At 40.3% G+C, this 25555-nt stretch carries 20 protein-coding genes; 8 read left to right on the top strand and 12 right to left on the bottom strand.

Going from position 1 to position 25555, the window contains the following annotated elements; translation table 11 throughout:
* Positions 1-6: 6 nt before the first annotated feature.
* The gene (locus ACG59Z_RS04915; RefSeq protein WP_002053267.1) at positions 7-225 is read right to left on the bottom strand and encodes a Sec-independent protein translocase subunit TatA; all 219 of its coding nucleotides are present in this window, start codon (positions 223-225) and stop codon (positions 7-9) included.
* A 251-nt stretch (positions 226-476) separates the two neighbouring features.
* On the opposite strand from ACG59Z_RS04915, the gene ACG59Z_RS04910 reads away from it, so the two are divergent.
* A complete protein-coding gene (locus tag ACG59Z_RS04910) occupies positions 477-1352 on the top strand; it encodes an AEC family transporter (RefSeq protein WP_400198147.1) in 876 nt (291 codons plus the stop codon).
* Between the two features lie 243 nt (positions 1353-1595).
* Here ACG59Z_RS04910 and rdgB read toward each other — a convergent pair whose 3' ends face one another.
* From rdgB to ACG59Z_RS04875, 7 genes are all read right to left on the bottom strand, one after another.
* Positions 1596-2222 carry an RdgB/HAM1 family non-canonical purine NTP pyrophosphatase gene (gene rdgB, locus ACG59Z_RS04905; protein ID WP_004698813.1) on the bottom strand — a complete coding sequence of 209 codons (627 nt, stop codon included), beginning with the start codon at positions 2220-2222 and terminating at the stop codon, positions 1596-1598.
* 167 nt (positions 2223-2389) lie between these two features.
* A complete protein-coding gene (locus tag ACG59Z_RS04900) occupies positions 2390-2977 on the bottom strand; it encodes a tetratricopeptide repeat protein (RefSeq protein WP_000751694.1) in 588 nt (195 codons plus the stop codon).
* The gene (gene metW / locus ACG59Z_RS04895; RefSeq protein ID WP_001217230.1) at positions 2974-3567 is read right to left on the bottom strand and encodes a methionine biosynthesis protein MetW; all 594 of its coding nucleotides are present in this window, start codon (positions 3565-3567) and stop codon (positions 2974-2976) included. Before metW ends, ACG59Z_RS04900 begins: the two co-directional genes overlap by 4 nt.
* On the bottom strand, positions 3567-4727 hold the full coding sequence (locus tag ACG59Z_RS04890) for a homoserine O-acetyltransferase (protein WP_311087139.1): 1161 nt from the start codon (positions 4725-4727) through the stop codon (positions 3567-3569). The genes metW and ACG59Z_RS04890 overlap by 1 nt, the downstream gene beginning before the upstream one ends.
* A gap of 83 nt (positions 4728-4810) precedes the next feature.
* Positions 4811-6508 carry a 2-isopropylmalate synthase gene (gene leuA / locus ACG59Z_RS04885; RefSeq protein ID WP_400198141.1) on the bottom strand — a complete coding sequence of 566 codons (1698 nt, stop codon included), beginning with the start codon at positions 6506-6508 and terminating at the stop codon, positions 4811-4813.
* 459 nt (positions 6509-6967) lie between these two features.
* Positions 6968-7651 carry a Fe2+-dependent dioxygenase gene (locus ACG59Z_RS04880; protein ID WP_400198140.1) on the bottom strand — a complete coding sequence of 228 codons (684 nt, stop codon included), beginning with the start codon at positions 7649-7651 and terminating at the stop codon, positions 6968-6970.
* Positions 7652-7755: 104 nt separating this feature from the next.
* Positions 7756-10047, bottom strand: a complete 2292-nt coding sequence (locus ACG59Z_RS04875) for a TonB-dependent receptor (protein WP_396480433.1) — start codon at positions 10045-10047, stop codon at positions 7756-7758.
* A 415-nt stretch (positions 10048-10462) separates the two neighbouring features.
* Between ACG59Z_RS04875 and tig the strand changes: the two genes are divergently transcribed.
* From tig to ACG59Z_RS04855, 4 genes are all read left to right on the top strand, one after another.
* The gene (tig, locus tag ACG59Z_RS04870; protein ID WP_263612886.1) at positions 10463-11797 is read left to right on the top strand and encodes a trigger factor; all 1335 of its coding nucleotides are present in this window, start codon (positions 10463-10465) and stop codon (positions 11795-11797) included.
* A 193-nt stretch (positions 11798-11990) separates the two neighbouring features.
* Positions 11991-12596, top strand: coding sequence for an ATP-dependent Clp endopeptidase proteolytic subunit ClpP (clpP, locus tag ACG59Z_RS04865; RefSeq protein WP_000289452.1), 606 nt, complete (start codon positions 11991-11993; stop codon positions 12594-12596).
* A gap of 101 nt (positions 12597-12697) precedes the next feature.
* The gene (gene clpX, locus ACG59Z_RS04860; protein WP_004710673.1) at positions 12698-14011 is read left to right on the top strand and encodes an ATP-dependent Clp protease ATP-binding subunit ClpX; all 1314 of its coding nucleotides are present in this window, start codon (positions 12698-12700) and stop codon (positions 14009-14011) included.
* A 147-nt stretch (positions 14012-14158) separates the two neighbouring features.
* Complete coding sequence (locus ACG59Z_RS04855; protein WP_400198137.1) at positions 14159-14875, top strand: DUF2846 domain-containing protein; 717 nt, start codon at positions 14159-14161, stop codon at positions 14873-14875.
* Between the two features lie 24 nt (positions 14876-14899).
* Here the strand turns inward: ACG59Z_RS04855 and ACG59Z_RS04850 are convergent, their stop codons facing one another.
* From ACG59Z_RS04850 to ACG59Z_RS04835, 4 genes are all read right to left on the bottom strand, one after another.
* Complete coding sequence (locus tag ACG59Z_RS04850; protein ID WP_004710671.1) at positions 14900-15454, bottom strand: DUF2059 domain-containing protein; 555 nt, start codon at positions 15452-15454, stop codon at positions 14900-14902.
* A gap of 141 nt (positions 15455-15595) precedes the next feature.
* Positions 15596-17122, bottom strand: coding sequence for a fumarate hydratase (locus tag ACG59Z_RS04845; RefSeq protein ID WP_151794251.1), 1527 nt, complete (start codon positions 17120-17122; stop codon positions 15596-15598).
* A 226-nt stretch (positions 17123-17348) separates the two neighbouring features.
* Positions 17349-19493: a phosphate acetyltransferase gene (gene pta / locus ACG59Z_RS04840; protein ID WP_396480439.1), complete on the bottom strand. Its 2145-nt coding sequence runs from the start codon at positions 19491-19493 to the stop codon at positions 17349-17351.
* A 43-nt stretch (positions 19494-19536) separates the two neighbouring features.
* On the bottom strand, positions 19537-20739 hold the full coding sequence (locus ACG59Z_RS04835; protein WP_019458067.1) for an acetate/propionate family kinase: 1203 nt from the start codon (positions 20737-20739) through the stop codon (positions 19537-19539).
* A gap of 760 nt (positions 20740-21499) precedes the next feature.
* On the opposite strand from ACG59Z_RS04835, the gene edd reads away from it, so the two are divergent.
* From edd to ACG59Z_RS04820, 3 genes are all read left to right on the top strand, one after another.
* On the top strand, positions 21500-23353 hold the full coding sequence (gene edd / locus ACG59Z_RS04830) for a phosphogluconate dehydratase (RefSeq protein ID WP_400198135.1): 1854 nt from the start codon (positions 21500-21502) through the stop codon (positions 23351-23353).
* A gap of 20 nt (positions 23354-23373) precedes the next feature.
* On the top strand, positions 23374-24003 hold the full coding sequence (gene eda, locus ACG59Z_RS04825; RefSeq protein WP_400198133.1) for a bifunctional 4-hydroxy-2-oxoglutarate aldolase/2-dehydro-3-deoxy-phosphogluconate aldolase: 630 nt from the start codon (positions 23374-23376) through the stop codon (positions 24001-24003).
* 185 nt (positions 24004-24188) lie between these two features.
* The gene (locus ACG59Z_RS04820; RefSeq protein WP_004698779.1) at positions 24189-25547 is read left to right on the top strand and encodes a gluconate:H+ symporter; all 1359 of its coding nucleotides are present in this window, start codon (positions 24189-24191) and stop codon (positions 25545-25547) included.
* Positions 25548-25555 lie beyond the last annotated feature (8 nt).

The raw sequence follows: 25555 nt of genomic DNA, 5'->3' as shown, positions 1-25555 counted from the left end.
AAACCTTTAGCTTTTCACTGATGTGCTTTCAGATGTTTTAACTTGTGCGTCAATCGTACGAGGAGTATTTAAAGATGCAGCTTCGTCTTCTTCACGAACTGATTTTTTAAAGTCTCTTACTGCACCGCCAACATCTTTACCGATATTTTTTAATTTAGATGTACCGAACAATAAAATAACGACAATTGCGAAAATAACGACATGCCAAATAGATAAACCAGCCATGATTTTATACCTCTTTTTAGTTCGCTTTATATCAACAGGTTGCCATGACAGGAATGTGACACTTATATTTCATTTTTAAGACAGTATTTATAAGTCGTCAGTTACGGTTAGATTTTTAAAGATATTTATCTGAGTAATTTTAAATTTTATTTAACTTAGATTTTAGACCAATTTACGTGAAATAGATCATACATTTCAAAATCAAAAGGTGTAGCATAACAAGCTGTTTTTAACGAGCAAGAGGAGAGGACGTGGCATTACTATTGCCTATATTGGCATTTATCACCGGACTTTTACTTGCTCAGACCTCCATCGCAGAAACCATAAAACCTATTCTTTCAGCTTGGCTTGCACGACTCCTGATTCCGATTGTGATCATTTACAACATGGTCTTTTATCAATCTGGAAGTTTGAGCTTAATGCTCTTTAGTTTTGGGTCTGCATTTATTATTTTCTTTGCCTATTTGGCTCTATTTAAAGACCGCTTACTGGCACTTTGCGTAAGTTATACCAATATGGGATGGCTTGGTTTTCCTTTTGCCATGGCTCTATTTGGTCCTGAAGCAACTGCTCCAATTGTCGCTTTATATATTGGGATGTCACTTTTTGGAAATGCTTGGGCTGTCACCGCGGTAACTACTGCACCGCAAAGTAAGCTCAATATATTAAAAAAGGTTTTAACTTCCCCACCTTGTATATCAATATTTTGTGCTGTTGTGCTCAGACTTTTAGGGGCCCAGCATATCGAAAGCCCTGCTATACATTGGGTTTATGAGGTTGCTAAATTTGCAATGACTTTTGCAGGTATGTGTGTGCTTGGAATGTGGCTGCGCCGTACCAGAGTTTATGCAAAAGACTTAATTTACAGTACAAAAGCTCAAGCCTTTAAAGTCGCGTGTGGCTTTGTTCTATGTGGCTTAACTTATAGGTTTCTACCGATTCCAAATATAAGCCAGCAAATTGGAGTCATGTTTTTAATGTTCTGTTTGCCACCGGCAGCCAATATTGTAGCGCTAGAAACACATTATCAAGGAACAGGAAGATCTGCGGCTTATATTGCTTCTGGGACGATTGTGAGTTGTGTGTGTATTGCGATTTATGCAGTGTTTTTACATCTTTACTTCTAAGGAAGAGATTAGACCAGACGGCCTTTGAATAATGGTTATATGCTTATTTTGTGTATATAGGCAATATTTACTTTTGTTTCGTCAAAAGTAACAAAACCATTTGTCGAACTGACGACACATCCTGAGCGATTCCCGAAGCACTGCTTTGGGAATCAGCGCAAGGCAGTGACGGGCGACATCCATGTCGCCTAGCACGATAGCAAATGGCTTTAACGTTAAACTAAATAAATGCTATATAAAGTTTTATTTCTGCAAGCTCTCTCTGAATAACTGCATCGCTTGTCCACGATGACTAATCTTATTCTTATCTTCTTTAGAAAGTTCAGCACTAGAAACTTGTAGCTCAGGTAACCAGAACAGAGGGTCATAACCAAAGCCATTTTCACCACGTGCAGCTTCTAAAATTTCGCCGTGCCAAATGCCTTGGAAAATTTGTGGCAATGGATCTTCAGCATGCGTTACTAAAGCAAGCACGCATACGAACATACCTTCAATCACTTCACCATTTTTACGGTATGGCAAAAGGTCATTTAATAATTTGGCATTATTCGCTGCGTCGTCACCATGTTCTCCAGCATAGCGTGCTGAATAAATACCAGGTGCACCACCTAAAACCGGAACACAAATACCTGAGTCATCAGCCATAGCAGGTTTCCCTGAAATTTTAGAGGCATGACGTGCTTTAATAATGGCATTTTCAATAAAGCTTAAGCCGTCTTCAATGGCGTCGGGAATATTAAGGCGACCTTGAGGAATAATTTCTACAGGTAACTTAAGCTGTTCAAAAAGTTTTTCAAACTCTGCGACTTTACCTTTGTTATTACTTGCAAGGACTAAAGAGCCCTGATCAAACCAATGTGGGGTAGACATAAGATAACCAAACTTTATAACCAATATTGAACGCCAGTTATGTTACGTGTTTTTTGGAAGGGGATATAGAGTAAAACAAATAGAATATAAAATTAGAAGCTTAAAAACTAAAACCACCTTATAGATGATATAAGGTGGTTTTAGTCGAGTAAGTTTGAGCTGGATTATTATTGAGCTTGAATCCATTTATCCGCACGGTCGCGTGCCATACGAATTTGCTCTTGAGTTAAGTTTGCAGCAAGAGCAGTCTTTTTACCTTCAGATAAACTAATCACTTTATTGTCGAGCATGCCATCACGAGTTGAAAGCTCATACCACTGGTAAGCACCTACGTAGTTTTTCTTTTGCTCTTCCATCATCGCGAGGTTATAGCTTGCGCGGTTATCGCCGTTACTTGCAGCTTTTTCGAAATACTTACGAGCCATAGACTCATCTTTCTTAACACCAATGCCGTCGGCGTACATACGGCCTACATTTAACTGTGCTGGTGATAAACCTTGGTCAGCAGCAGCTTTAAACCAAGTAAATGCTTGTTTATCATCTTTTGCTACATCTTTACCGTATTGGTAACGTGTTCCAAGATAAAATTGTGCGCCAGCTTGGCCAGCTTGAGCTGCTTTTTGAAGGTCATGAATCCCCATTGTGGAGAAGCGCGCAGCCTGGCTCGCAACCGATTGTGGCTGGGCGATATAATCTGCATGAGCCTGCATACTTAGCAGTCCTGCAATTAGTGTGCTAAATAATGTCTTTTTCATAGTGCACTCACTCGATAAATAGCGACTTCACCAAACAAATTCGGAACATGTTTGCTTAACAGGCTTCCCTGCTGGTTTCCATTGACGGCGAGTCGATTAATAATTTGTATTTGATTTTCCGCACATAGTGCTTCGAAATCTTTAAACGTACATAAATGAATGTTGGGGGTGTTATACCACATATATGGTAGAGCATCCGATACAGGCATCATTCCTTTTAATGCTAGAAAAGAGCGAGTCTTCCAATGCGCAAAGTTTGGAAAAGTAATAATAGCCTGTTTACCCACACGCACCATGTCTCTTAATAAAACATCGGGTGCATCTACGGCTTGCAAAGCCTGTGCCATAACCACATAGTCAAAAGACTGGTCGGCAAAACGGCTCAAACCGAGATTCAAATCTTGTTGAATAATATTTAACCCGCGACTGACGGCAATTGCAATCTTTTCTTGATCAATTTCTAAACCATAAGCACGAATTTGATGCTTTTGGCTCATATGAGCGAGTAATTCACCGTCACCACACCCTAAATCGAGTACGCTAGAGCCGGGTTTAATCCACTTTTCTGCCAGTTGTTGATCAATACGCATTAGCTTGCCTCCAGTGATGTCGATTTTAAATGTTCTTCACCGCCTAAGAAAGCGCGCAGTGTTTTGACATACAGTGGAATCGGAAATAAAAACGAGTCATGACCTTGTTCAGCATCAATATCGAGGTAACTTACCGGCTTATGGTTGGTAATGAGCGCATCTACAATTTCTTGTGAACGGCTTGGTGCAAAACGCCAGTCAGTTGTGAACGAAACAATTAAGAACTGGCATTTGGTTTTACTCATCGCATCTGTAAGTGAATGACCGTACTCACGTGATGGATCAAAATAATCCAAAGCTTTGGTCATAATCAGATAAGTATTGGCATCAAAGTTACGGCTAAACTGTTCACCTTGATAACGCAGGTAGCTTTCGACCTGAAACTCGACATCAAAACCGTACATAAACTTGCCGGATTTTAAATCACGACCAAATTTTTGTTTCATCGCTTCTTCAGAAAGATAGGTAATATGGCCGACCATACGAGCCAAAATTAGGCCTCGTTTTGGATAGCTATCATTTTCTAAATAACGACCATGATGGAAGTCTGGGTCAGACAAGATGGACTGACGTGCCACCTCGTTAAATGCAATATTCTGTGCTGAAAGCTTTGGCGCGCTAGCAATAACGACACATTTTTGTAAACGGTCAGGGTAGTCTACCGACCATTGTAGTGCTTGCATGCCCCCTAATGATCCGCCAACTACTGCATACCAAACACTTACTCCTAAACGGTCAGAAAGCATGGCTTGAGTTTTAACCCAGTCGCGTACTGTTACTAATGGAAAATCTGGTCCATAAGGGCGATTATCATTTTCAGGGTTTGGTGAAGTTGGACCAGTCGATCCACTACATCCACCAATATTGTTGAGTGCAACTACAAAAAAATTATTTGTGTCGATTGCCTTACCCGGGCCAATACAGCTATCCCACCATCCAGCTTTTTTATCATCTTCATGGTGATAGCCCGCTGCATGATGATGTCCGGAAAGGGCATGACAGATCAAAATCGCATTTGATTTATCTGCATTTAAAGTGCCGTAAGTTTCAACCATTAACTCAAAGCGTGGTAAAACACGGCCACATTCAAGATGTAAGGGTTCTTCAAATTGGAACTTTTGCGGAGTGACTAACCCCACTGAGTCAGCTGGAAAAGACACGGGAACATTTCGCCTTTTAAATCTTTCAGGAATAAAAAGAAAGGATACCAAGCTAGGTATCCTTTCCAAAGTCTTTTTTTTAATTAAACAGCGGCGGCAACAACCTGATCTGTACTTAAAACACCTTGATCAATCAAACGGTTGGTACATGCAATAATTGCTTCAATTGATGAGGTGACTGTGTTGTCGTGAACACCTGCACCAAACGAGCCTCTACCAGTACCTTTCACTTGAAGTTCAATTAAGGTTAATGCTTTGGCATTTGCACCTGAACTAATACTACGTTCTTCATAGTTCAATACGTCAATTGGTAATTGAAGTGCATTTAAGAATGCAGAGATAGGACCATTACCTTCGCCACGTAATTGTTGAGTTTCACCTTCAACGTCGATCTCAAGTTCAATGATTTGAGTACCATTTATGTCAGATAACTTATAGTTTTTGACTGTGTAATGGTGGTTCTTCACATCGACATATGCGTCTTTAAACAAGGTCCAGATTTCTTTGGCATTAATTTCTGTACCATTCTCATCAGCATATTGTTGAACAACCTGACTGAATTCGATTTGCAAACGGCGCGGCAATACAACGTTGTAGTTTGATTCTAATAAGTAAGCGATACCGCCTTTACCAGACTGGCTATTTACACGAATTACAGCATCGTAGTCACGGCCCAAGTCTTTCGGGTCGATTGGCAAGTAAGGCATATCCCAGATTTCTTCGTTTTTCTGGTATTCAAAGCCTTTTTTGATTGCATCCTGATGTGAACCAGAGAATGCAGTAAATACCAAGTCACCTGCATATGGATGACGAGGGTGTACAGGTAAACCAGTACATTCTTCAACCGTTGCAATCACTTCATTAATGTTAGAGAAATCTAACTCTGGCGCTACACCTTGGGTGTACATGTTCAATGCAATCGCAGCAACGTCAACGTTACCTGTACGTTCACCATTACCAAACACACAACCTTCGACACGGTCAGCACCGGCCATAATGGCAAGTTCTGATGCAGCAATACCACAGCCACGGTCATTGTGGCAGTGAACAGAAATAATCACGCCATCACGACGTGCCAAGTTACGATGCATCCATTCAATTTGGTCTGCATAAACATTTGGCGTAGAAACTTCGACAGTAGCAGGTAAGTTTAAAATTACTTTATGATCTGGACGTGCATCCCAAATTTCTGTGACGGCATCACAGACATCTTTTGCGACTTCTAATTCGGTTGCAGAGAAACATTCTGGGCTGTACTGGAAAATCCAGTCAGTTTCAGGATACTGTGCAGCATATTCTTTCACTTTCTGAGCTGCATTCATCGCCAACTGTTTTGCGCCATTTACATCTACATTCAACACTTTTTGACGGAAGGTTGGAGAGTTAGAGTTATAAATATGCACAATTGCGCGCTTAGCACCTGCTAAAGCTTCGAAAGTACGCTCAATTAAATGGTCACGTGCCTGAACCAATACTTCAATGTACACATCATCAGGAATATGATTTTCTTCGATTAACATGCGGGTAAAATCGAAGTCAATTTGAGATGCAGACGGGAAGCCGATTTCAATATGTTTAAAACCGATTTTTACAAGCATTTTGAACATTTTGAATTTTTGTTCCATGTTCATCGGTTCAAAAATTGCTTGGTTACCATCACGTAAATCCGTGCTCATCCAGATTGGCGCTTTTGTAATTTCGTTATTTGGCCATTGGCGATCTGGTAAATCGACTCGCTGGTACATACGGCGGTATTTTTTGCTAGGGTCAGCCAACATCATGAGAAAACTCCTTATCTCGTAGCACGGTTGCTCTAGGTATCGTGTAAAAGGCAACGTTCTACAGTTATATATGGTATCTAATACAGAAAAATTAAAGGGAATTTAGAAAGGTCTGCTCTAAAATGCAGACAAAAATTTATACGCGCGCGAGGCGCAACATCAGGAGTTCGAGATGATGTCTTGCTTGAGTAGGCTGGGCAAACAAGTGATTCGTTTTCATCTATAGACCATGTAATAGTAAGTTTGGTGGTTTGCTAATATGCTTATTGTTTAGATATATCACATCTAAACAATGATTACACGTTGTGCAAAAGTCTTATACACATTTTAATTTCAGTGTTCAGAAAATAATTTTCTAATTTTGCATTGTTCTATATTTTATCGAAAATAATTTTCATTATTTTGCCTTATTGGGATAAAAATAATTAATTAGACTAAATAAGGCAAAAATAAATAGAGTTATAGTTCAGCCCACTTACGCATCAGGTTATGGTAAAGGTTGGTCAGTTTAATGACTTCGCTATGATTGTCACCTAGCTGCATTCTCAGGTTTTGTACTGTTTGATCTAGGTTAAACAGCATATGTCGTTCGGCATCATCACGCACCATACTTTGCACCCAGAAAAAAGAAGCAATACGACAGCCAGAAGTAATCGCCGTCACTTCATGCAAACTGGTAGATGGATATAAAATCATATCTCCTGCTGGGAGTTTCACTTCGTGATAGCCATAAGTGTCTTCTACGACCAGGTCACCGCCTTCGTATTCTTCAGGTTCGCTTAAAAATAAAGTACATGATAAATCGGTTCTAAGCCGTTCTTTTGTACCACGTATACGACGGATAGAGTTGTCTACATGAAAACCAAAAGACTCCTGATTTTCATAACGATTAAACAGGGGAGGGATAATATCAAGTGGTATTGCAGCAGATAAAAATAATGGGTGAGTGCCTAATGCCTCAAGAATAATATTGCTCAGATGATGAGTAAGCGGATGATCTTCAGGTAATTGCTGATTGCGTTTTACAGTTGCAGAGAGTGTACCAGCGGTTACTTTGCCATTGACCCATTCAATTTTGTCCATTTCATTACGAAAATATTGGACCTGTTCTTTACTCAATACATTGGGAATATGGTGGATCACGGTGATACCTGCGAGTAATAATAGTAGAAAATTAAAATAGCCTCTAACAATAGAGGCTATTTTATATCAGAACCCATAAAAATATTATGGGATTCTAAATTAACTTAGTATTTAAAGTTAATTGCGAGTACTGCGCTACGGCCTTCTGCTTCTGTTGCATAATGAGAAGCATAAGCTTTAGTAAAGTAACGCTTATCTGATAGGTTGTTTAGGTTCAGCTGTAAATTAACATTTTTATTTACGTCATAACGAGCCATAGCATCGTAACGAACATAACCAGGAACATATTTAGTATTTGCAGCATCTCCAAATACTTTATCCATAGCGACTGCGCCAGCACCTACTGTCACTTGTGGTAATACTTTATAAGTTGTCCAAAGTGTCGCTGAGTTTTTCGCTACGTTTTGTACTTGATTACCGTTTGTTGGGCTTGGAACATAGTTGCCGTTACTATCTTTAGCATATCCACCATCAACGATTTCGCTATCTAAATAGGTGTAACCAGCAGAGACTGCCCACTTTTCAGTAATGTTACCGTTCGCACCTAATTCAATACCGTCAACACGTGTTTCACCAATATTTCTTGTGAAACCATCAGTGCCTAAAGCACGTGTATTAGTTTTTTCAGTACGGAAGATTGCAGCAGTTAAGTTTAAACGGTTATTTAATACATCCCATTTTGTACCTAACTCATAAGTTTTAACTTCTTCTGGCTTGAGGTTATTAATAGCTCTTGCTTGTTCATCGGTTGTGTTACGGTTTGGAACGCTAATTCCCTCTGAGCCATCACCAGCATCTACACCTACTGGATTAGCTGAGGTTGCATAGCTCAAATAAATAGAACCATTTTCAACAGGCTTAAATGTGATACCTGCTTGATAGTTAAAGAAGTCATTGCTTGAGCTGTATTTTGTGCCAGCTTTAATGAGCGTTGCACCTGAGCCTGAGTCCTTATTGTATTTAACATCAGTATCAAATTTATCCCAACGTACACCTAAGTCAATTAACCATTGAGGTGTAATTTCAATGTTGTTTAATGCGTAAATTGACTGGGTCTTAGATGTAATGTTGGTAACATTTGGGTTTGCTTGTATACGACCCAACCATGCATCATTTGGATTAGGGTTATTAAGGTCAGTACACCAGCCATTTGAGTTAGCAAGTGAACAAGCATTATTTGCACCGCTACCACCAATTTGTGAAGTATTTGGATCGGTTACGATGTTTGTGCCACGATCTGACTCTTGCTTGCTATATTCAGCACCAATATTAAAGCTGTGCTTAAGAGAACCCGTATTGAACTTACCTTTTAGTGATAGCTGATCAGTAAAGCTGTCTGTATCAGTAATATTGGTATTTACACGGCGCCAAACCTTACCATTAACGATGTTACCTTGGCTGTCATCTGGCTGAGTCCATAAATAATTATTTTTAGACTTACCATAAACAGCAGTATTGCTGAGGGTTAAGTTATCGTTAAAGTCATGTTCAAGTTTAAGTGTACCAATCTGGTTTTCTTGTTTTTGAAAATCGCGATCTTTCCAACCGTAATAAATACCTTGTTTAACATCAACCGGTTTACCAGCAGTCGCTTTCTTAATGACGTCATATTGATAAGGCACACCAGAATCAGGTGTATCATCAGTTTTTAAATAGTAGTAGCTCAGTGTTCCACGGGTAGCACTATCTAAACCGAAACTAATACTTGGTGCGATACCAGCGCGTTTATATTCTGCACCATTACTTTGGCCAGCTTTGTCATTTTGGTGCCCCATCACAATAACACGGGCAGCCACTCCATTACCGAAGTCTTTATTGCCATCTAAAGTAACACGAGCATAGTTATCTGTGCCCCCGGCAACAGAACCTTCAAGAGAGTCACCTTTTTTCGCAACTTTCGTAATCAGGTTGATACTACCGCCTGAACCACCCGCACCACCTAAAGCAGATGCAGAACCTTTAATAACTTCAACTTGGTCGACAGCAAACATTTCACGGTTTTGAGAAGTTGCATTGCGAACGCCGTCTACATACATCGAACTTTCTGAGTTGTAGCCACGAATGAAAGGTCGGTCGCCATTTGGGTTACCACCTTCACCAGCACCTAAAGTAATACCAGGTACGGTACGTAATGCATCAGATAATGTTGTTACTTTTGTATCTTCAATAAGTTGTTTTGAAATAACTGAAACTGATTTCGGAGTATCTAAAAGGGGAGCAACGAATTTTGCATTCGCTGATTGATCTACCTTTAAAGATTCTTCTTGAGTCGCTTTAGTATGAATGGTTGGTAATTGTGAAAGTGACTCTTGTGCCATTGCAGTTGTTGCGATCATAGAAAGGGATGATGCGATTGCAGATGAAACAATTTTTTTACGTGTTCTAATCAATGACATGACTTTCAGGACTTAAATACAAAACGTTATGCGAATAATAATAATTCTTATTTATATGTACAGTTTGTGTTAATTGGATTTGCCGATAGGATTGTGAAGAAAATGTGAAAGATTTAATAGGGTTTTGTGTCTTAAATTCCCTAATTGATTGATTATTCTTAACTGTTTATAAAAACGATAATAATTTATAAATTAATTGTAATTTTAGATTTATGAAGAATAACTAAAAAATTACTTTGGCTTAAGGATGAATTAAAAAAAATTAAAAAATCATAAAATTATTGTGAAATTTACTGGAAAAACGGCCTTCAATTTACTGATCTGATCGGTTAATTTTGTATATCTTGAAAGTTGTCATATAATACAGCACTTTTTTAAAAACTGTTCCTACTAACTAATTTTTATCGAGGAAGCCATGCAAGTAACGACTGAAGCGGTTTCGGGCGTTGCCCGTCGTTTAAATGTTTCTGTACCGACGAGCCGTATTAACGAGCAATTTGAAGCTCGTTTGAAGCGCACTGCCAAAACTGTGAAGATCAACGGCTTCCGTCCGGGCAAAGTACCTGCAAACGTTGTTCGTCGCGAATACGGTGCAAGTATTTATCAAGAAGTTGTGAATGACATCATTCGTGACAGCGTATTCGAAGCAATTCAACAAGAAAAAATCAATGCGGTAGGTATGCCGAACATTGAGAAAGTTGAACATAAAGAAGATGCTTTAGTTTTTGAAGCAACTGTAGAAGTTTATCCTGAAGTTGAAGTAAAAGCATTTGACGGCTTAGAAGTTGAACGTAAAACAGCTGAAATTAAAGACGCTGACGTTGACACTATGATCGAAAACTTGCAAAAACAACGTCAAACTTGGGCTGTAACCAAGGGTATGGCGAAAAAAGACATGCAAGTGACTTTTGACTTCGAAGGTTCTATCGACGGTGAGAAGTTTGAAGGCGGTTCTGCTGAAGACTTTAAACTTGTGTTAGGTTCAGGTCGTATGATTCCTGGCTTCGAAGACGGCATCGTTGGCATGAAAGCTGGTGAAGAGAAAGTAATTGATGTGACTTTCCCTGAAGATTACCAAGCTGAAAACTTAGCTGGTAAAGCAGCTCAATTCAAAATCACTGTGAAGCAAGTTGAAAAACCTAAACTTCCAGAGATTGATGCTGAATTCTTAAAAATCTTCGGTGTTACTGAAGAAGAAGGCGTTGAAAAATTAAAAGCTGACGTTCGTAAAAACATGGAACGTGAAGTTCGCAATGGTTTACGTAACCAAGTTAAACAAGCTGCATTTGATGCTCTTGTTGCTGCTAACGAAGTTGAAGTTCCAGCTGCAATGGTTGCTCAAGAAATTGACCGTCAACGTCAACAAATGGTTCAACAGTTCACTCAACAATTTGGTGGTGCTGGTGCTCAATCTTTTGACAAGAGCATGCTTCCTGACGAATTGTTCAAAGAACAAGCAGAGCGTTCTGTTAAACTTGGCGTATTAGTAAGCAAAGTTTTAGCTGATGCTAAACTTGAAGTTGATCAATCACGTGTTGATGCTTACATCGACGACATGGCTTCTTCTTATGAAGATCCAACTGAAGTGATCGAATACTTCAAAAATGATGCTCAACAACGTGCTCAAATCGAAGCTGTTGTATTAGAAGATCAAGTTGTTGATCACATCTTAGCTGCGGCTAAAGTGACTGACAAAGCAGTATCTTACGAAGACTTGTTGAAAGAACAACAAGCTCGTCGTATGGGCTAATCTTTTAAGAAGTCAGGAAAAGGCGCTTTAGGCGCCTTTTTCATTTTTAGGTATGTGGTTAATTTGAGTACGCCATTAAGTACTTAGGTATAAATAATATAATATTTCAGTGCGAACCTTTTGCAATTTGAGAAATTATCCCGCATATTGTTGCCATAGGTTAAGTCACAAAAAATTTAGGAATAAATAACGTATGTATGTTCCAACAATTGAAAATGCTTTAGTTCCTGTTGTGGTTGAACAATCTTCTCGCGGCGAACGTTCTTTTGATATTTATTCACGACTTTTACGTGAGCGCGTCATTTTTCTAACTGGTGAAGTTGAAGACAACATGGCAAATTTGATTGTTGCTCAAATGTTGTTCTTAGAAGCTGAAAACCCAGATAAAGATATTCATCTTTATATTAACTCGCCAGGTGGTTCAGTCACTGCTGGTATGGCGATTTATGACACGATGCAATTTATCAAACCTGATGTAGTGACATACTGTATGGGGCAGGCTGCATCTATGGGCGCATTCTTATTAAATGCTGGTGCTAAAGGTAAACGCTATTGCCTTGAAAATGCACGTGTAATGATTCACCAACCATTAGGTGGATTCCGTGGTCAGGCATCAGACATTGAAATTCACGCACGTGAAATTCTATTTATTAAAGAACGCTTGAATCGTTTGATGGCAGAACACAGTGGTCAAGACTATGACACGATTGCTCGTGATACTGATCGTGATAACTTTATGACTGCACAAGCAGCAAAAGAATATGGCTTAGTCGATCAGGTATTAAGTAAGCGTCCATAAGGGGGAGTTTTAAGTGGCTTGAGTTGTTAGAAAACGCCTCCATATAGTCATTTAACCCTATCGCTTGCCCTCATATTTAAGATTCTATTTGTGGAGAGAATATGTCCGAACATCCTCAAGGACAAAAACATTGTTCATTTTGCGGTAAAACGCAGTCTGAAGTCGGGAAACTGATTGCGGGCGAGGACGCATATATTTGTAATGAGTGTGTAGATGTCTGCTTAGACCTTGTACAAACCAGCCAACAGGTTGAAGCAGGTGACTGGGCGAGCAAGGCATTGCCAAAACCACATGAAATACGTGCTGCGCTTGATCAATATGTGATTGGTCAGGATCTTGCCAAAAAGACATTATCTGTTGCCGTTTATAACCATTATAAGCGTTTGAAAGTCGGGCAGTCTGGTCATGTGTCTAAAGATGTGGAAATTGCTAAAAGTAACATTCTACTGATTGGACCTACCGGTTCAGGTAAAACATTACTAGCTCAAACATTGGCTCGTTTGTTAGATGTTCCATTTGCGATGGCAGATGCGACTACTTTAACTGAAGCGGGTTATGTCGGCGAAGACGTTGAAAATATTGTACAAAAGCTTTTGCAAAAAGCAGATTACGATGTAGAAAAAGCTCAAAAGGGCATTATCTATATCGATGAAATCGACAAGATTACACGTAAATCTGAAAATCCGTCGATTACGCGTGACGTTTCTGGTGAAGGTGTACAACAAGCATTGCTTAAGATGATTGAAGGTACTGTAGCTTCAATTCCACCACAAGGTGGACGTAAACATCCGCAGCAAGAGTTCATTCAAATTGATACCTCAAATATCTTATTTATTTGTGGTGGTGCATTTGCTGGACTGGAAAAAATTGTACAACAGCGCCAAGAGAAAGGCGGAATTGGCTTTACAGCTGACGTGAAGAAAAAAGATGAAAGCAAGAAAATTGCTGAATTGTTCCGTCAAGTTGAGCCGACTGACTTAGTAAAATTTGGTTTAATTCCAGAATTTATTGGTCGTTTACCAGTTATTGCAACGCTTGAAGAGCTTGATGAAGAAGCATTAATGCAAATTTTGACAGAACCAAAAAATGCATTAACTCGCCAATATCAATACTTGTTCAACATGGAAAATGTTGACCTTGTATTTGAAGATTCAGCTTTACGTGCAGTTGCTAAGCGAGCGCTTGAGCGTAATACTGGAGCTCGTGGTCTACGTTCGATTTTGGAAAATGTTTTACTTGAAACAATGTATGACTTACCAAGTCGTACAGATGTAGGAACAGTTTTTATTAATGAAGCAGTCATTAATGGTGAAGCTGAACCTGTTTACAAGCCAGAACGCCAGCCTAAAGAAGCAGCAACTCATGAAAGTGTTGCTAAGGCAGATTTAAAAGTAATTGATTCGAAGTCTGCTTAGATTTCATTCATCTAAAAAGCATGAATCGCGCGAGTGATTCATGCTTTTTTTGTTTTCAATTCATGTAGGTGGTGTTAATCTAAAAAAACAAAATACGCATAGTTTTGCGATATAGAAAAATCAAAAGAAAACGCTTTGAGGGATGTCATGCGTTATTTAATTATTGCATTAAGTTGTACCGCACTACTTGCGGGTTGCCAAAGTTCATCACACTTAGCAAAGAATCCAGCTGAGCTGACTGCAACGTTACCTAAAGTTGATGTTGATAAAGCACCCGGTGTATTTGATCAATACCATGTGGGTGGCTTTAGTATGGGTGGCTGGGTCAACCAAAAACTAGGCCAGACATTTGTACCGATTAAACCGCAAAATGAACATGCAGCAGTAGTCTATCTCTATCGGCCAGATACCAAATGGAACCGTCAGGAAATTGCAGCAATTAATTTGTTTGTAAATGGCAAACGAATTCCAAGCTTATTACATAACCATTATTACTGGATTGAACTACCAGCAGGAAGTTATCGTATTTCTGCAAGTCGGCCTTTATTAGGTATTCATTTCCAAGAGCCAAAATATATTGATATTACGGTCGATGCAGGAACATCTTATTATTTAAAATACGATGAAGAAAATAAAATGGACCGTGGTGAACACACTGGCCCATTTATGTTAATGCAAGAAAATATCGGACGTAGAGAGATTGCTTTTACTGAGCTTAAATCTTCTAGCTATAATTTTGTTGCTGAAGATACTTCAGGAAAAATACGTCATAAACCGCAAGAGCTAAAACCAGCTAAATATGATGAGAAGTCAGATGTTCATCTGATTAAACCATTTAAGTTATGGAACCCTTTAACGTGGTAATGGCCTACAAAGGATAAAGAAAAGTTAAGACTTTTCTTTATCCTTCATCAATGGCGCAATAATTTTAAGCATCTCTTCTTGCATGTGATCACGTGCTTTAGGGTCATTAAAGGTTTGTTGACCCAGCTCCATCATATATTCTGAAATTTGCCCCATAATCTGTACGTTTTTACGCGTAATCGATTGGCCTTCTGGGGTTTTTAAAAATTTCAGATTTGCCTGAACTTCTTCTTCAGTATATGTCTTTAAATAAATATCTTGTAGGGCTTGCGTAGTTTTTGGGCTACTAATGAGCTGGTTACTCGAATCTTTTAAAAGTAAGCCTAACTTTTTCGCTGCCTCTTTTTCTTTCGGGCCTAAAGTTTTGATGCCCGTAATATTAGTGATGATCTGTTCAGCTTGTTGATCATAATAAGGCGTTAATTCATTAATTGATTCTTTAAGCAAATAATCAATTTGGCTCATTTGCATGAGTTCTTTGACTGAACTTAATTTGGCAGGAGAAGCAAATAAGCTTGTTGTAATACAGCTTAGGCAGAGACTGATTGAGAGATTTTTAAGAATAGGGCGGATAGTCATGAAATGACCTATATGCAATTTATGGCGGGTGGGTGTATTTATTAATAGCACAGATTGGTGAATCAATTGTTACAATTCTTTTCAATTACCAAAAAATATTAAAAGGCATAAAAAAAGCACCGAATCCGGTGCTTTTCTTGATTAGCCTGCTGCGGCATCGATTACTGGAATTTTTCCAATTTTCGCTTGCCAGATTTTTGGAGCCACTGCGTGAATTGATGTACCGTTTACATCAACCGCTACAGATACAGGCATATCTTCAACTACAAATTTGTAGATTGCTTCCATACCTAAGTCAGCGAAGGCAACAACTTCAGCTTCACGAACAGCTTTAGATACAAGGTAAGCTGCACCGCCAACTGCCATAAGGTAAGTTGCTTTGTTATCTTTGATTGCTTCAATTGCTGTTGGACCACGGTCAGCTTTACCAATCATACCGAATAGACCAGTATGCTCGAGTACTTTACGTGTGAATTTGTCCATACGTGTTGCAGTTGTAGGGCCAGCAGGACCAACGACTTCATCACCCACTGGATCAACAGGGCCAACGTAGTAAATAAATTTACCTTTAAGATCAACTGGTAATTCTTCACCATTGTCGATCATTTCAACCATACGTTTGTGTGCAGCATCACGACCTGTGTACATTGTTCCGCTAAGAAGTAATGTATCGCCTGGTTTCCAAGAATCCATTTCTTCTTGAGTAATGGTATCAAGGTTTACACGTTTAGACTGCGAAGAGTCCCAAGTTACTGATGGGTAGTCTTCAAGTTTTGGTGCTTGAATATGAGCTACGCCTGAACCATCAAGCTGGAAGTGAGCATGGCGAGTCGCAGCACAGTTAGGAATCATACCAACTGGTTTACCAGCAGCATGACATGGGTAATCTTTGATTTTAATATCAAGAACAGTCGTTAAACCACCAAGACCTTGTGCACCAATACCAAGAGCATTTACTTTCTCAAAGATTTCGATACGAAGTTCTTCGATTTTGTTTTCTGGTCCACGGCGAAGTAATTCGTCCATGTTGATTTCTTCCATGAGTGCTTCTTTAGCAAGCATCATGGCTTTTTCAGCAGTACCACCAATACCAATACCGAGCATGCCTGGAGGACACCAGCCTGCACCCATAGTTGGAACAGTTTTAAGTACCCAGTCAACAATCGAGTCAGATGGGTTAAGCATTGCAAGCTTAGATTTGTTTTCTGAACCGCCACCTTTAGCAGCAACAGTAATATCTACTTTGTTACCCGGTACGAGTTTGTAGTGAATAACAGCAGGGGTGTTGTCTTTTGTATTTTTACGACCAAATGCAGGGTCAGCAAGTACAGATGCACGAAGAACGTTGCTGTTTTCAAGGTAACCTTGGCGAACACCTTCATTTACTGCATCGTCTAAGCTCATTGTTAAATCGAATTTAACATCTAAGCCCACTTCAAGGAAAACGTTAACAATACCAGTATCTTGGCAAATTGGACGATGACCTTCCGCACACATGCGAGAGTTAATTAAAATCTGTGCAATTGCATCCTTTGCAGCTTTGTTTTCTTCGCGATCATAAGCACGGCTCATCGCTTGGATAAAGTCTTGCGGGTGATAGTACGAAATAAACTGTAGGGCGTCCTTGATTGATGTAATCAAGTCATCTTGTTTGATAATCGTTGTCATACCAAAAAATCTCTTGAGCGGGCTGTTAGCTAGCGGGCTAAATTATATGACAAAAAGACAATCTTGTGGGGGATTGGTTGATCTTTTGACCGAAAGTCGAATAAGACCAATGCTAAGTGATTTAAAACTAAGAATAACCAACAGCTAAGGCAGTTATTTGAGAATAAAAAAAGCCATTTGAGCGGACATCAAATGGCGAGAGGTAGAAAAGATTAAATGATATTAATTATTTGGCAGCAGCTTGTTGTTCAGCCTGAATTGCTGTTAAGGCAATAGTAAAGACGATGTCATCTACTAAAGCACCACGAGACAAGTCATTGACTGGTTTGTTGAGGCCTTGCAACATTGGTCCAACGCTGACTACATTTGCTGCACGTTGTACTGCTTTATAGGTCGTGTTACCTGTATTTAAGTCTGGGAAAATAAATACATTGGCACGACCAGCAACACGTGAGTCTGGTGCCTTTTGACGACCCACACTTTCAACAGAAGCTGCATCGTATTGGAGTGGACCATCAATCAGTAAATCAGGGCGACGTTGCTGAGCAATTTGAGTCGCTTGTTGTACTTTCTCAACATCCGCACCTGTTCCAGAGGTTCCAGTCGAGTAGCTGATCATGGCAATACGTGGGTCAATTCCAAACGCTTTTGCAGAGTCAGCAGACTGAATCGCAATTTCAGCAAGCTGGTCGGCTGTAGGGTCTGGGTTAATTGCACAGTCACCGTAAACATAGACTTCATCTGGTAAAAGCATAAAGAATATGGATGAAACCAGTGAGTAAGAAGGTGCGGTTTTAATCAGTTGAAAAGCAGGGCGCACGGTGTTCGCTGTTGTATGAACTGCACCAGAAACCAAACCGTCTACATGATCTAGCGCCAGCATCATGGTGCCGAGAACTACGGTGTCTTGTAATTGATCTTTGGCTTGTAACTCGTTGAGTTTACCTTTGCGCAGTTCAACCATTGGTGAAACATATTGGTTGCGAATACTGTCCGGATCAATAATTTCTAGGTCAGCTGGTAGTTCAATACCGCGTGCTTTTGCAACGTCTTGTACTGCATCTGGTTTTGCTAGCAAAATACAATGCGCAATACCACGCGCCTGACAAATAGCAGCTGCTTCAATAGTACGTGGCTCATCGCCTTCTGGAAGCACAATTCGTTTTTTAGCTGCAATTGATTTTTGCACTAACTCATGACGGAATGCAGAAGGAGAAAGGCGTGGAGTTGCACCGTTATTACTGTGCTGTTTAAGCCATTCGACATCGATATGACTTGAAACAAAACGAGTCACTTGCTCGGCACGTTCAGTGTCATCGATTGGAATTTCATTACCAAAATCAGATAAGCGCTGTGCCGTTTCCAGTGTGTTTAAACGGGTATGTAAAATTGGTAAGCCTTGTTTGATAGCGCTTTGGCAAAACTCTAAAAGCTCAGGGGCAGGTGCTTCACGTTCGGTCAGTACCAAGCCTGCCAATGGAATACCGTTGCTGGTTGCCAAGCTACCTGCAAGTAAAACGTCGGTACGTTCAGATGCACTAATAATCAGTTCGCCAGCAATGAATTTATTCAGTTCATATTCAATGCTTGAGGCAATTAAACTTGAATGCAAAATACGACGTGTTTTCGCTTCGCCTTGATGTACCCATTGACCGTCAATCACGTTCGCGATGTCTAAAGTTCTAGGTACACTTAAGGTATTACTAAATGGGACTAAACCAATAATGGGTAAATCGTTCGATCCAAAGTAGCGATTATATTTTTGCAGCTCTGTCGTAAATTTTGCGATGTCTTCAGTCGGTCGTAACGATGGATCAAACGCAACAGGAATCTGAGCTGTTTCCTCAGATAACCCGCGTGTACGCATAAAGAGTACACCTGCTGTTCGGTTTGAAGTTGCACCGCCAAACTGACGCAAGTGAGCTTCAACTTTCTCGGCTGTTTTACGTGGGTTTTGAATGTCAGCAGTGCTCACTAAAACCACTTCTGCATCGAGGGCTTGAGCAAGACTTGCATTAAGCTCACTGGCAAAATGATCTTGCCCATTTGGCAATAAACCTTCAACAATAATGACATTATTGTCGGCTGCAATACTGCGATGAAGACTTACTGCTTCTTCAAGTAGTTCATCAACTTCACCTGACGCAATGCGTTGGGTTAACTTTTCATGAGAAATGGATTGAACAGTTTTACCTTGAAATAAATGACCAAATAAAGATGTAGTTCGGTCTAAATTTTCTTGATCTACCTGAGAAAATGGTTTTAAAAAGCCTGCTTTAATCCCATTACAATCAAGTGCATAAATCATACCTAAGCAGGCAGAGGTTAAACCAACCCCTTCACCTGTAGGAATTAATAAAATTGTATTCATATAAACCTATAAATAAATGAATAACGTTCTTTGACTTCTGTAATTAAGCAAGGCTAACTTCAGGAGATGTATTTTGTGAAACGTCTACAACCTGACGAGTTTCTTTGGCAATACGGCCTTCTTCATCGGTTGGAATCACCCAAATTTGTGGGCCTGTACCACTATCGATACGGCCTTCTGTGCCACGTTTTAAATTGTTGTTCTGGTCTTTATCGAGCTGTAAACCAAAGTGAGGTAAATAAGCTAAAGTTTTTTCACGAATATAAGCTGAGTTTTCACCAATACCGCCTGTGAAGATCAGGCCATCAATACTTGGCAAACCACAGCTTAGTGCAGCAAGTGATTTTGCAAGACGGTAGCTAAATACTTCGATTGCAAGACGCGCATCTTCGTTGCCATTTTCAGAGGCTTCAATCACAGTACGCATATCGTTAGAGAGTTGTGATAAGCCAAGTAAGCCACTTTCGTTATTCAAAACTTTATCGATTTTCGCTAAGTCCCATCCAAGGTTTTTTGCAAGGAAACTGTGTAAGCTTGGGTCGACATCACCACTACGGGTTCCCATCACAACGCCTTCAAGCGGAGTAAGGCCCATAGAAGTATCAACACTTTGTCCATTCCATACTGCACAAGTCGAACTACCATTGCCCAAGTGTGCTGTTAACCAACCGCCTTTTTGGAAATTACCAGCCAGTTCACTGCCTCGGTCAGATACATAAGCATGGCTTGTGCCGTGGAAGCCATAGCGGCGAACGTTGTGATCTGTATATAAAAATTTAGGGATTGCATAACGGTATGCATGCGCAGGCATGGTTTGGTGGAATGCAGTGTCAAATACGGCAACTTGAGGTAATTCAGGAAATAGGCGCATCGTTGCTTCAATCCCGATTAAGTGGGCTGGGTTATGAAGCGGTGCAAGAGGAGTAGCTGCACGAATACGTTCTATAATTTCAGGAGTAAGTAATTCAGCTTTGGTGAGGCTTCCACCATGTACGACACGGTGACCGATTGCTTGAGGTTTATAGTTTGCAAGACGTGCAAGTAAAGTTTCTAAAGCTTTGGCGTGATCAGCATAGGGAATTGAAAGCTCTAGTGGTTCTCCACCGACTGTAATTCCTTTAATACGAGCATCAGCCGCCCCTAAGTTTTCTGCTAAACCATAAATACGATCTTCACGACGGTCTGAAACCAGCGCGTATTTAATAGATGAAGAACCGCAATTAATAACTAATACTGATGTAGCCACGTTGAAATACCCAAGTCCTGATTTAAAAATAGTTTTCCTAACTTCCTGATCAAAAGGCATTAATTGCAACATGCATTAAGAGCAGGTTGTGATGTTTTAACATGTGTTGTTTTTCTGTCCAAGATAGACTTTAGCCCATTAGACTTAAGCACTATCGACCATCAAATTTTTTATAACTAATATCTGTTCAGTATAAAGCTTAACCACTGTATTTATTGTTTTTTTGTAGAAGAATTAAACAGTTTTTTGTATGTATTTATGAAAAGTAAATTTTGAATTAAGGTAATTTTCAACTATTTGGTATAAGTTTTTTAAGAAAAAAGAAGTGCTGTCATTTTAATCAAACTAGAGGGGAGTATTACAAATAATATACGTAATTGAAATTAAGTTTTAATAGTTTATATATAGGATAAAAAGGATAAATTATAAACATTTTTAATATCAAACTAAGTATAAAAAAGTCAGTGCTCACCCATTTATAAAGATATTTTATTGCTTTGATATTATGAGAATTTTCTCATAGTTATTAATGTTTAATTTACCCGTAAATATAGTCAAAAATAAAATCATTTCCTTGTTTAAAACTTAAACATTATTTGTCTTTAATGCTAAGGCCTAGAGTATTGCTCGGAGTTATAAGGGCTTGCATGTCGCTTTTTGCCTTAATAATATTATTCATCCCTCTGCCAAATGATCGTTAAATATATCATTTGGTCTATTTTGTTTTTCCGGCTTATCCGGTTGTACAGGAGCGTCCAGCATGGACTTGCCGAACCCAATATTGGCAAAAGTTACCGAGCGTGTAATCGCGCGTAGCCAAAAAACTCGTTCTGCATATTTACAACGCATTGAACATGCCCAAGGTAAATTTCCTGCTCGTGGAGCACTCTCATGTGCCAACCTCGCGCATGGTTTTGCCAGCATGGAAGATAATGAAAAATTAATTATTAAAGTTGGCCGTGAACCAAATATTGGCATTGTGTCTTCATATAATGAAATGCTTTCAGCACATGCCCCTTATAAAACCTTCCCAGACATTATAAAAACAGCTGCCCGTGAAAATGGTGGTGTTGCTCAGTTTGCAGGTGGTGTGCCGGCAATGTGTGATGGCATTACTCAAGGTAATGCCGGTATGGAATTGTCATTGTTTTCACGTGAAACAATTGCGATGAGTACAGCAATTGCACTTTCTCATAATATGTTCGATGCCGCATTGTGTCTCGGGGTGTGCGATAAGATTGTGCCGGGCTTACTGATTGGTGCCTTACAGTTTGGTTATCTACCGACTATTTTTGTGCCTGCGGGTCCAATGAGTAGCGGTTTATCAAATGATGATAAAGCCAAAATCCGTCAACAATTCGCGACTGGTCAAGTGGGTCGCGATGCCTTACTTGAAGCTGAGTCAGCTGCCTATCATGGTCAGGGCACATGTACCTTCTACGGGACTGCAAACAGTAACCAAATGCTGATGGAAGTCATGGGTTTACATTTGCCAAGCGCTGCATTTGTTCACCCTCATACGCCATTACGTGATGCTCTCACTGCCGAGGCTGCTAAGCGTGTACTTGACTTAACTGCTGAGCGAGGCAACTACACACCAATTGGTCATGTTGTCGATGAAAAAGCCATTATAAACGGCATTGTGGCTTTACTGGCTACAGGCGGTTCAACCAACCATACGTTACATCTTATTGCGATTGCACGCGCGGCTGGCATCTTAATTGACTGGGATGACTTTGATGAGTTGTCTGCTGTTGTTCCATTGCTCGCAAAAATCTATCCAAATGGTAAGGCTGATGTAAACCATTTCCAAGCTGCGGGTGGGGTTGCTTTCCTTATTCGTAACTTACTTGAAGCTGGTTTGTTGCATAACGATGTAACGACAGTGGCGGGTAAAGGTTTACAACACTACACCAAAGAACCGAAATTGATTGACGGTAAGCTCACTTGGGTTGACGGTGTGGTTCAGAGCCTCGATGACAAAGTACTCCGTAGCATTGATGCGCCGTTTCAGCCAGATGGCGGCTTGCGCTTAATGCAAGGTCGCCTTGGTCGTGGTGTTATCAAGATTTCTGCGGTTGCGCCAGAGCACCGTAAAGTTAGAGCTCCGGCAATTGTGTTTGACTCTCAAGAAGCAGTACAAGCAGCGTTTGATCGTGGCGAATTACACCGAGACTTTATTGCGGTTGTTCGTTTCCAAGGTGCTCGTGCGAATGGTATGCCTGAGTTACATCGTTTGACGCCTGTGTTGGGTGTTTTACAAGACCAAGGTTTCCACGTTGCTTTAGTCACTGACGGTCGTATGTCTGGCGCTTCAGGTAAAGTACCAGCAGTCATTCACTTGTCTCCAGAGGCTTTACTCAACGGTCCGATTGCTAAAATCCAAACCGGAGATATGCTGGTTATTGATGCTGAAGCTGGTGTACTCGATATTGAGTTAGATGAACAAACTTGGCAGTCACGCCCTGTTGCACAACCAGAACATCAGGCAGAAAACGAAGTTGGTTTTGGGCGTGAATTATTTGGTGTATTCCGTGCAGCAGCAGCGCCTGCTGAACATGGTGCATCTGTGTTTGGTTCACTTGTTGGTGAAGAGCCACAAGCGCATATTTGAGACAAAGGAATTACAAAGTAATGAGCAAGATTGAAGATGTGGTCAAATTAGGCCCAGTAATTCCCGTGTTGGCTTTTGACTCTGCCGAACAAGGTGAACATGTATCACGTGCATTGCATGCTGGCGGTGTAAAGGTACTGGAAATTACTTTACGTACTGCTGCTGGTTTGGCTGCTATTGAGCGAGCGTCTCAGTTGGCAGACGACATTGTGGTGGGTGTGGGAACAATTACCAAGCCTGAGCATTGTGCTCAAGCTAAAAAAGCAGGCGCTAAGTTTGGTGTATCTCCTGGTTTGACCAAAGACTTACATTTGGCTGCACAAGATGCTGGCTTACCTCTATTACCAGGAGTCATGACACCAAGTGATCTGATTCAGGCGATTGAGTTGGGTTATGACATTGTGAAGTTTTTCCCAGCGCAGCAAGCAGGTGGAGTCGAGATGCTCAAAGCATTTTATGGTCCATTTCCAAACTTGCGTTTTTGCCCGACTGGTGGAATTACAGCAGAGTCAGCACCAGATTTCTTGAAGCAACCTAACGTCGTTTGTGTAGGTGGTTCATGGTTGACGCCTAAAGCTGTTGTTGCTGCACAAGACTGGGCTGAAATTACGCGTTTAGCTCAAATTGCGAGTCAGTTGAGAGCATTGTAAATGTAGTCAATATTTATAAAAAATGAAGTGCATTCTATGTGCTTTAAAGGCTGTATTGATGTGACCAGTTTGTGCTGGTCACACCTAAATATAAAAAATTAATGTCTTAACAGTAGGAATTACTGTGGTTGAAGACTTTTGTTTAGGCAGTGTGCCTAAATAATAATTCCAAGGAGAAGTGTCCCATGGAGACGGTTCAGGGTGGCATGTTGCTGATCTACACTGTAATTGCGATTATTGCATTGGTTGTTATGATCGCGAAGTTCAGAATTTATCCCTTTTTAGTTCTTATCATTGTTTCACTCGGTTTAGCTTTAGCTGTTGGCATGCCAATGGGCGATATTGTTAAGTCATATGAAGCTGGTACTGGTAAAACCTTGGGCCACCTTGCGATTGTAATCGCGCTCGGAACGATGCTCGGCAAAATGATGGCCGAGTCAGGTGGTGCTGAACGAATAGCAATTACTTTAATTAAATGGTTTGGTGAGAAAAATATTCACTGGGCCATGATGTTTATTGCTCTTATTGTTGGTCTTCCCGTATTTTTCGAAGTCGGTTTTGTTCTACTTATTCCAATTGCGTTCAACATTGCTAAACGGACAGGCAAGTCCTTATTAGTTGTTGGTTTGCCGATGGTTGCTGGTTTGTCGGTTGTACATGGTTTAATTCCGCCACATCCAGCAGCTTTGCTGGCAGTGCAGGCATATCATGCTGATATTGGTAAAACGATTGCTTACAGTTTAATAGTCGGTGTTCCAACAGCTATTGTGGCTGGGCCTTTGTATGCACTCTGGATTAATAAATACGTCAAACTGCCTGAAAATAACCCGTTAGCAAAGCAGTTTGTTGATGCGGATACGACTAAGACTCGTGAGCTACCAAGCTTTGGGATTACCTTATTTACGATTATGTTGCCTGTTGTACTCATGTTAATCGGAAGTTGGGCTGATCTGTTCTTTGCACCAAAAACTTTCGCAAATGATGTACTACGTTTCATTGGTACTTCTGATATCGCATTGCTTATTGCCGTACTGGTCAGTTTTATTACCTTTGGTACGATGCAGGGCTTTAACCGTGAGCAAATTGAAAAATTCTGTGGCGGGTGTTTAGCTTCTATTGCTGGGATTATGTTGATTGTAGGTGCTGGTGGCGGGTTTGGTGGCATTTTACGTGACACCGGTATTTCTGATGAGATTGTATCTACAGCTTTAAAGGCAAATTTATCGCCGTTATTGTTAGGCTGGTTTGTTGCAGCATTAATTCGTTTGGCTACAGGTTCTGCAACGGTTGCTATGGCTACCGCTTGTAGTATTGTTGCTCCAATTGCAGCTACGGCTGGCGTTGCTGTTAGGCCGGAACTTTTAGTCCTTGCCACGGGTTCAGGTTCATTGGTGTTCTCACATGTAAATGACGCAGGATTTTGGTTAATCAAAGAATATTTTGGTATGACAGTAGGGCAGACACTCAAGACTTGGTCAGTATTAGAAACGATCATTTCGGTGTTGGGTTTATCTTTCACGCTACTGCTTAGCACTATTTTATAATTAAAGGT

Origin of the sequence: Acinetobacter sp. ABJ_C1_1 (assembly GCF_044684115.1) — a bacterium.
GTDB classification, from domain to species: Bacteria; Pseudomonadota; Gammaproteobacteria; order Pseudomonadales; family Moraxellaceae; genus Acinetobacter; species Acinetobacter nosocomialis_A.
The sequence above is the reverse complement of the archived record's forward strand: the minus strand, read 5'-3'. Positions and strand labels throughout refer to the sequence as shown.

Coding starts and splice junctions, on each gene's coding strand:
- clpP (WP_000289452.1), top strand. CDS start 11,991: ATGTATGTTCCAACAATTGAAAATGCTTTAGTTCCTGTTGTGGTTGAA.
- ACG59Z_RS04900 (WP_000751694.1), bottom strand. CDS start 2,977: ATGAAAAAGACATTATTTAGCACACTAATTGCAGGACTGCTAAGTATG.
- tig (WP_263612886.1), top strand. CDS start 10,463: ATGCAAGTAACGACTGAAGCGGTTTCGGGCGTTGCCCGTCGTTTAAAT.
- clpX (WP_004710673.1), top strand. CDS start 12,698: ATGTCCGAACATCCTCAAGGACAAAAACATTGTTCATTTTGCGGTAAA.
- pta (WP_396480439.1), bottom strand. CDS start 19,493: ATGAATACAATTTTATTAATTCCTACAGGTGAAGGGGTTGGTTTAACC.
- ACG59Z_RS04855 (WP_400198137.1), top strand. CDS start 14,159: ATGCGTTATTTAATTATTGCATTAAGTTGTACCGCACTACTTGCGGGT.
- leuA (WP_400198141.1), bottom strand. CDS start 6,508: ATGATGTTGGCTGACCCTAGCAAAAAATACCGCCGTATGTACCAGCGA.
- rdgB (WP_004698813.1), bottom strand. CDS start 2,222: ATGTCTACCCCACATTGGTTTGATCAGGGCTCTTTAGTCCTTGCAAGT.
- ACG59Z_RS04820 (WP_004698779.1), top strand. CDS start 24,189: ATGGAGACGGTTCAGGGTGGCATGTTGCTGATCTACACTGTAATTGCG.
- ACG59Z_RS04915 (WP_002053267.1), bottom strand. CDS start 225: ATGGCTGGTTTATCTATTTGGCATGTCGTTATTTTCGCAATTGTCGTT.
- edd (WP_400198135.1), top strand. CDS start 21,500: ATGGACTTGCCGAACCCAATATTGGCAAAAGTTACCGAGCGTGTAATC.
- ACG59Z_RS04875 (WP_396480433.1), bottom strand. CDS start 10,047: ATGTCATTGATTAGAACACGTAAAAAAATTGTTTCATCTGCAATCGCA.
- ACG59Z_RS04845 (WP_151794251.1), bottom strand. CDS start 17,122: ATGACAACGATTATCAAACAAGATGACTTGATTACATCAATCAAGGAC.
- ACG59Z_RS04850 (WP_004710671.1), bottom strand. CDS start 15,454: ATGACTATCCGCCCTATTCTTAAAAATCTCTCAATCAGTCTCTGCCTA.
- metW (WP_001217230.1), bottom strand. CDS start 3,567: ATGCGTATTGATCAACAACTGGCAGAAAAGTGGATTAAACCCGGCTCT.
- eda (WP_400198133.1), top strand. CDS start 23,374: ATGAGCAAGATTGAAGATGTGGTCAAATTAGGCCCAGTAATTCCCGTG.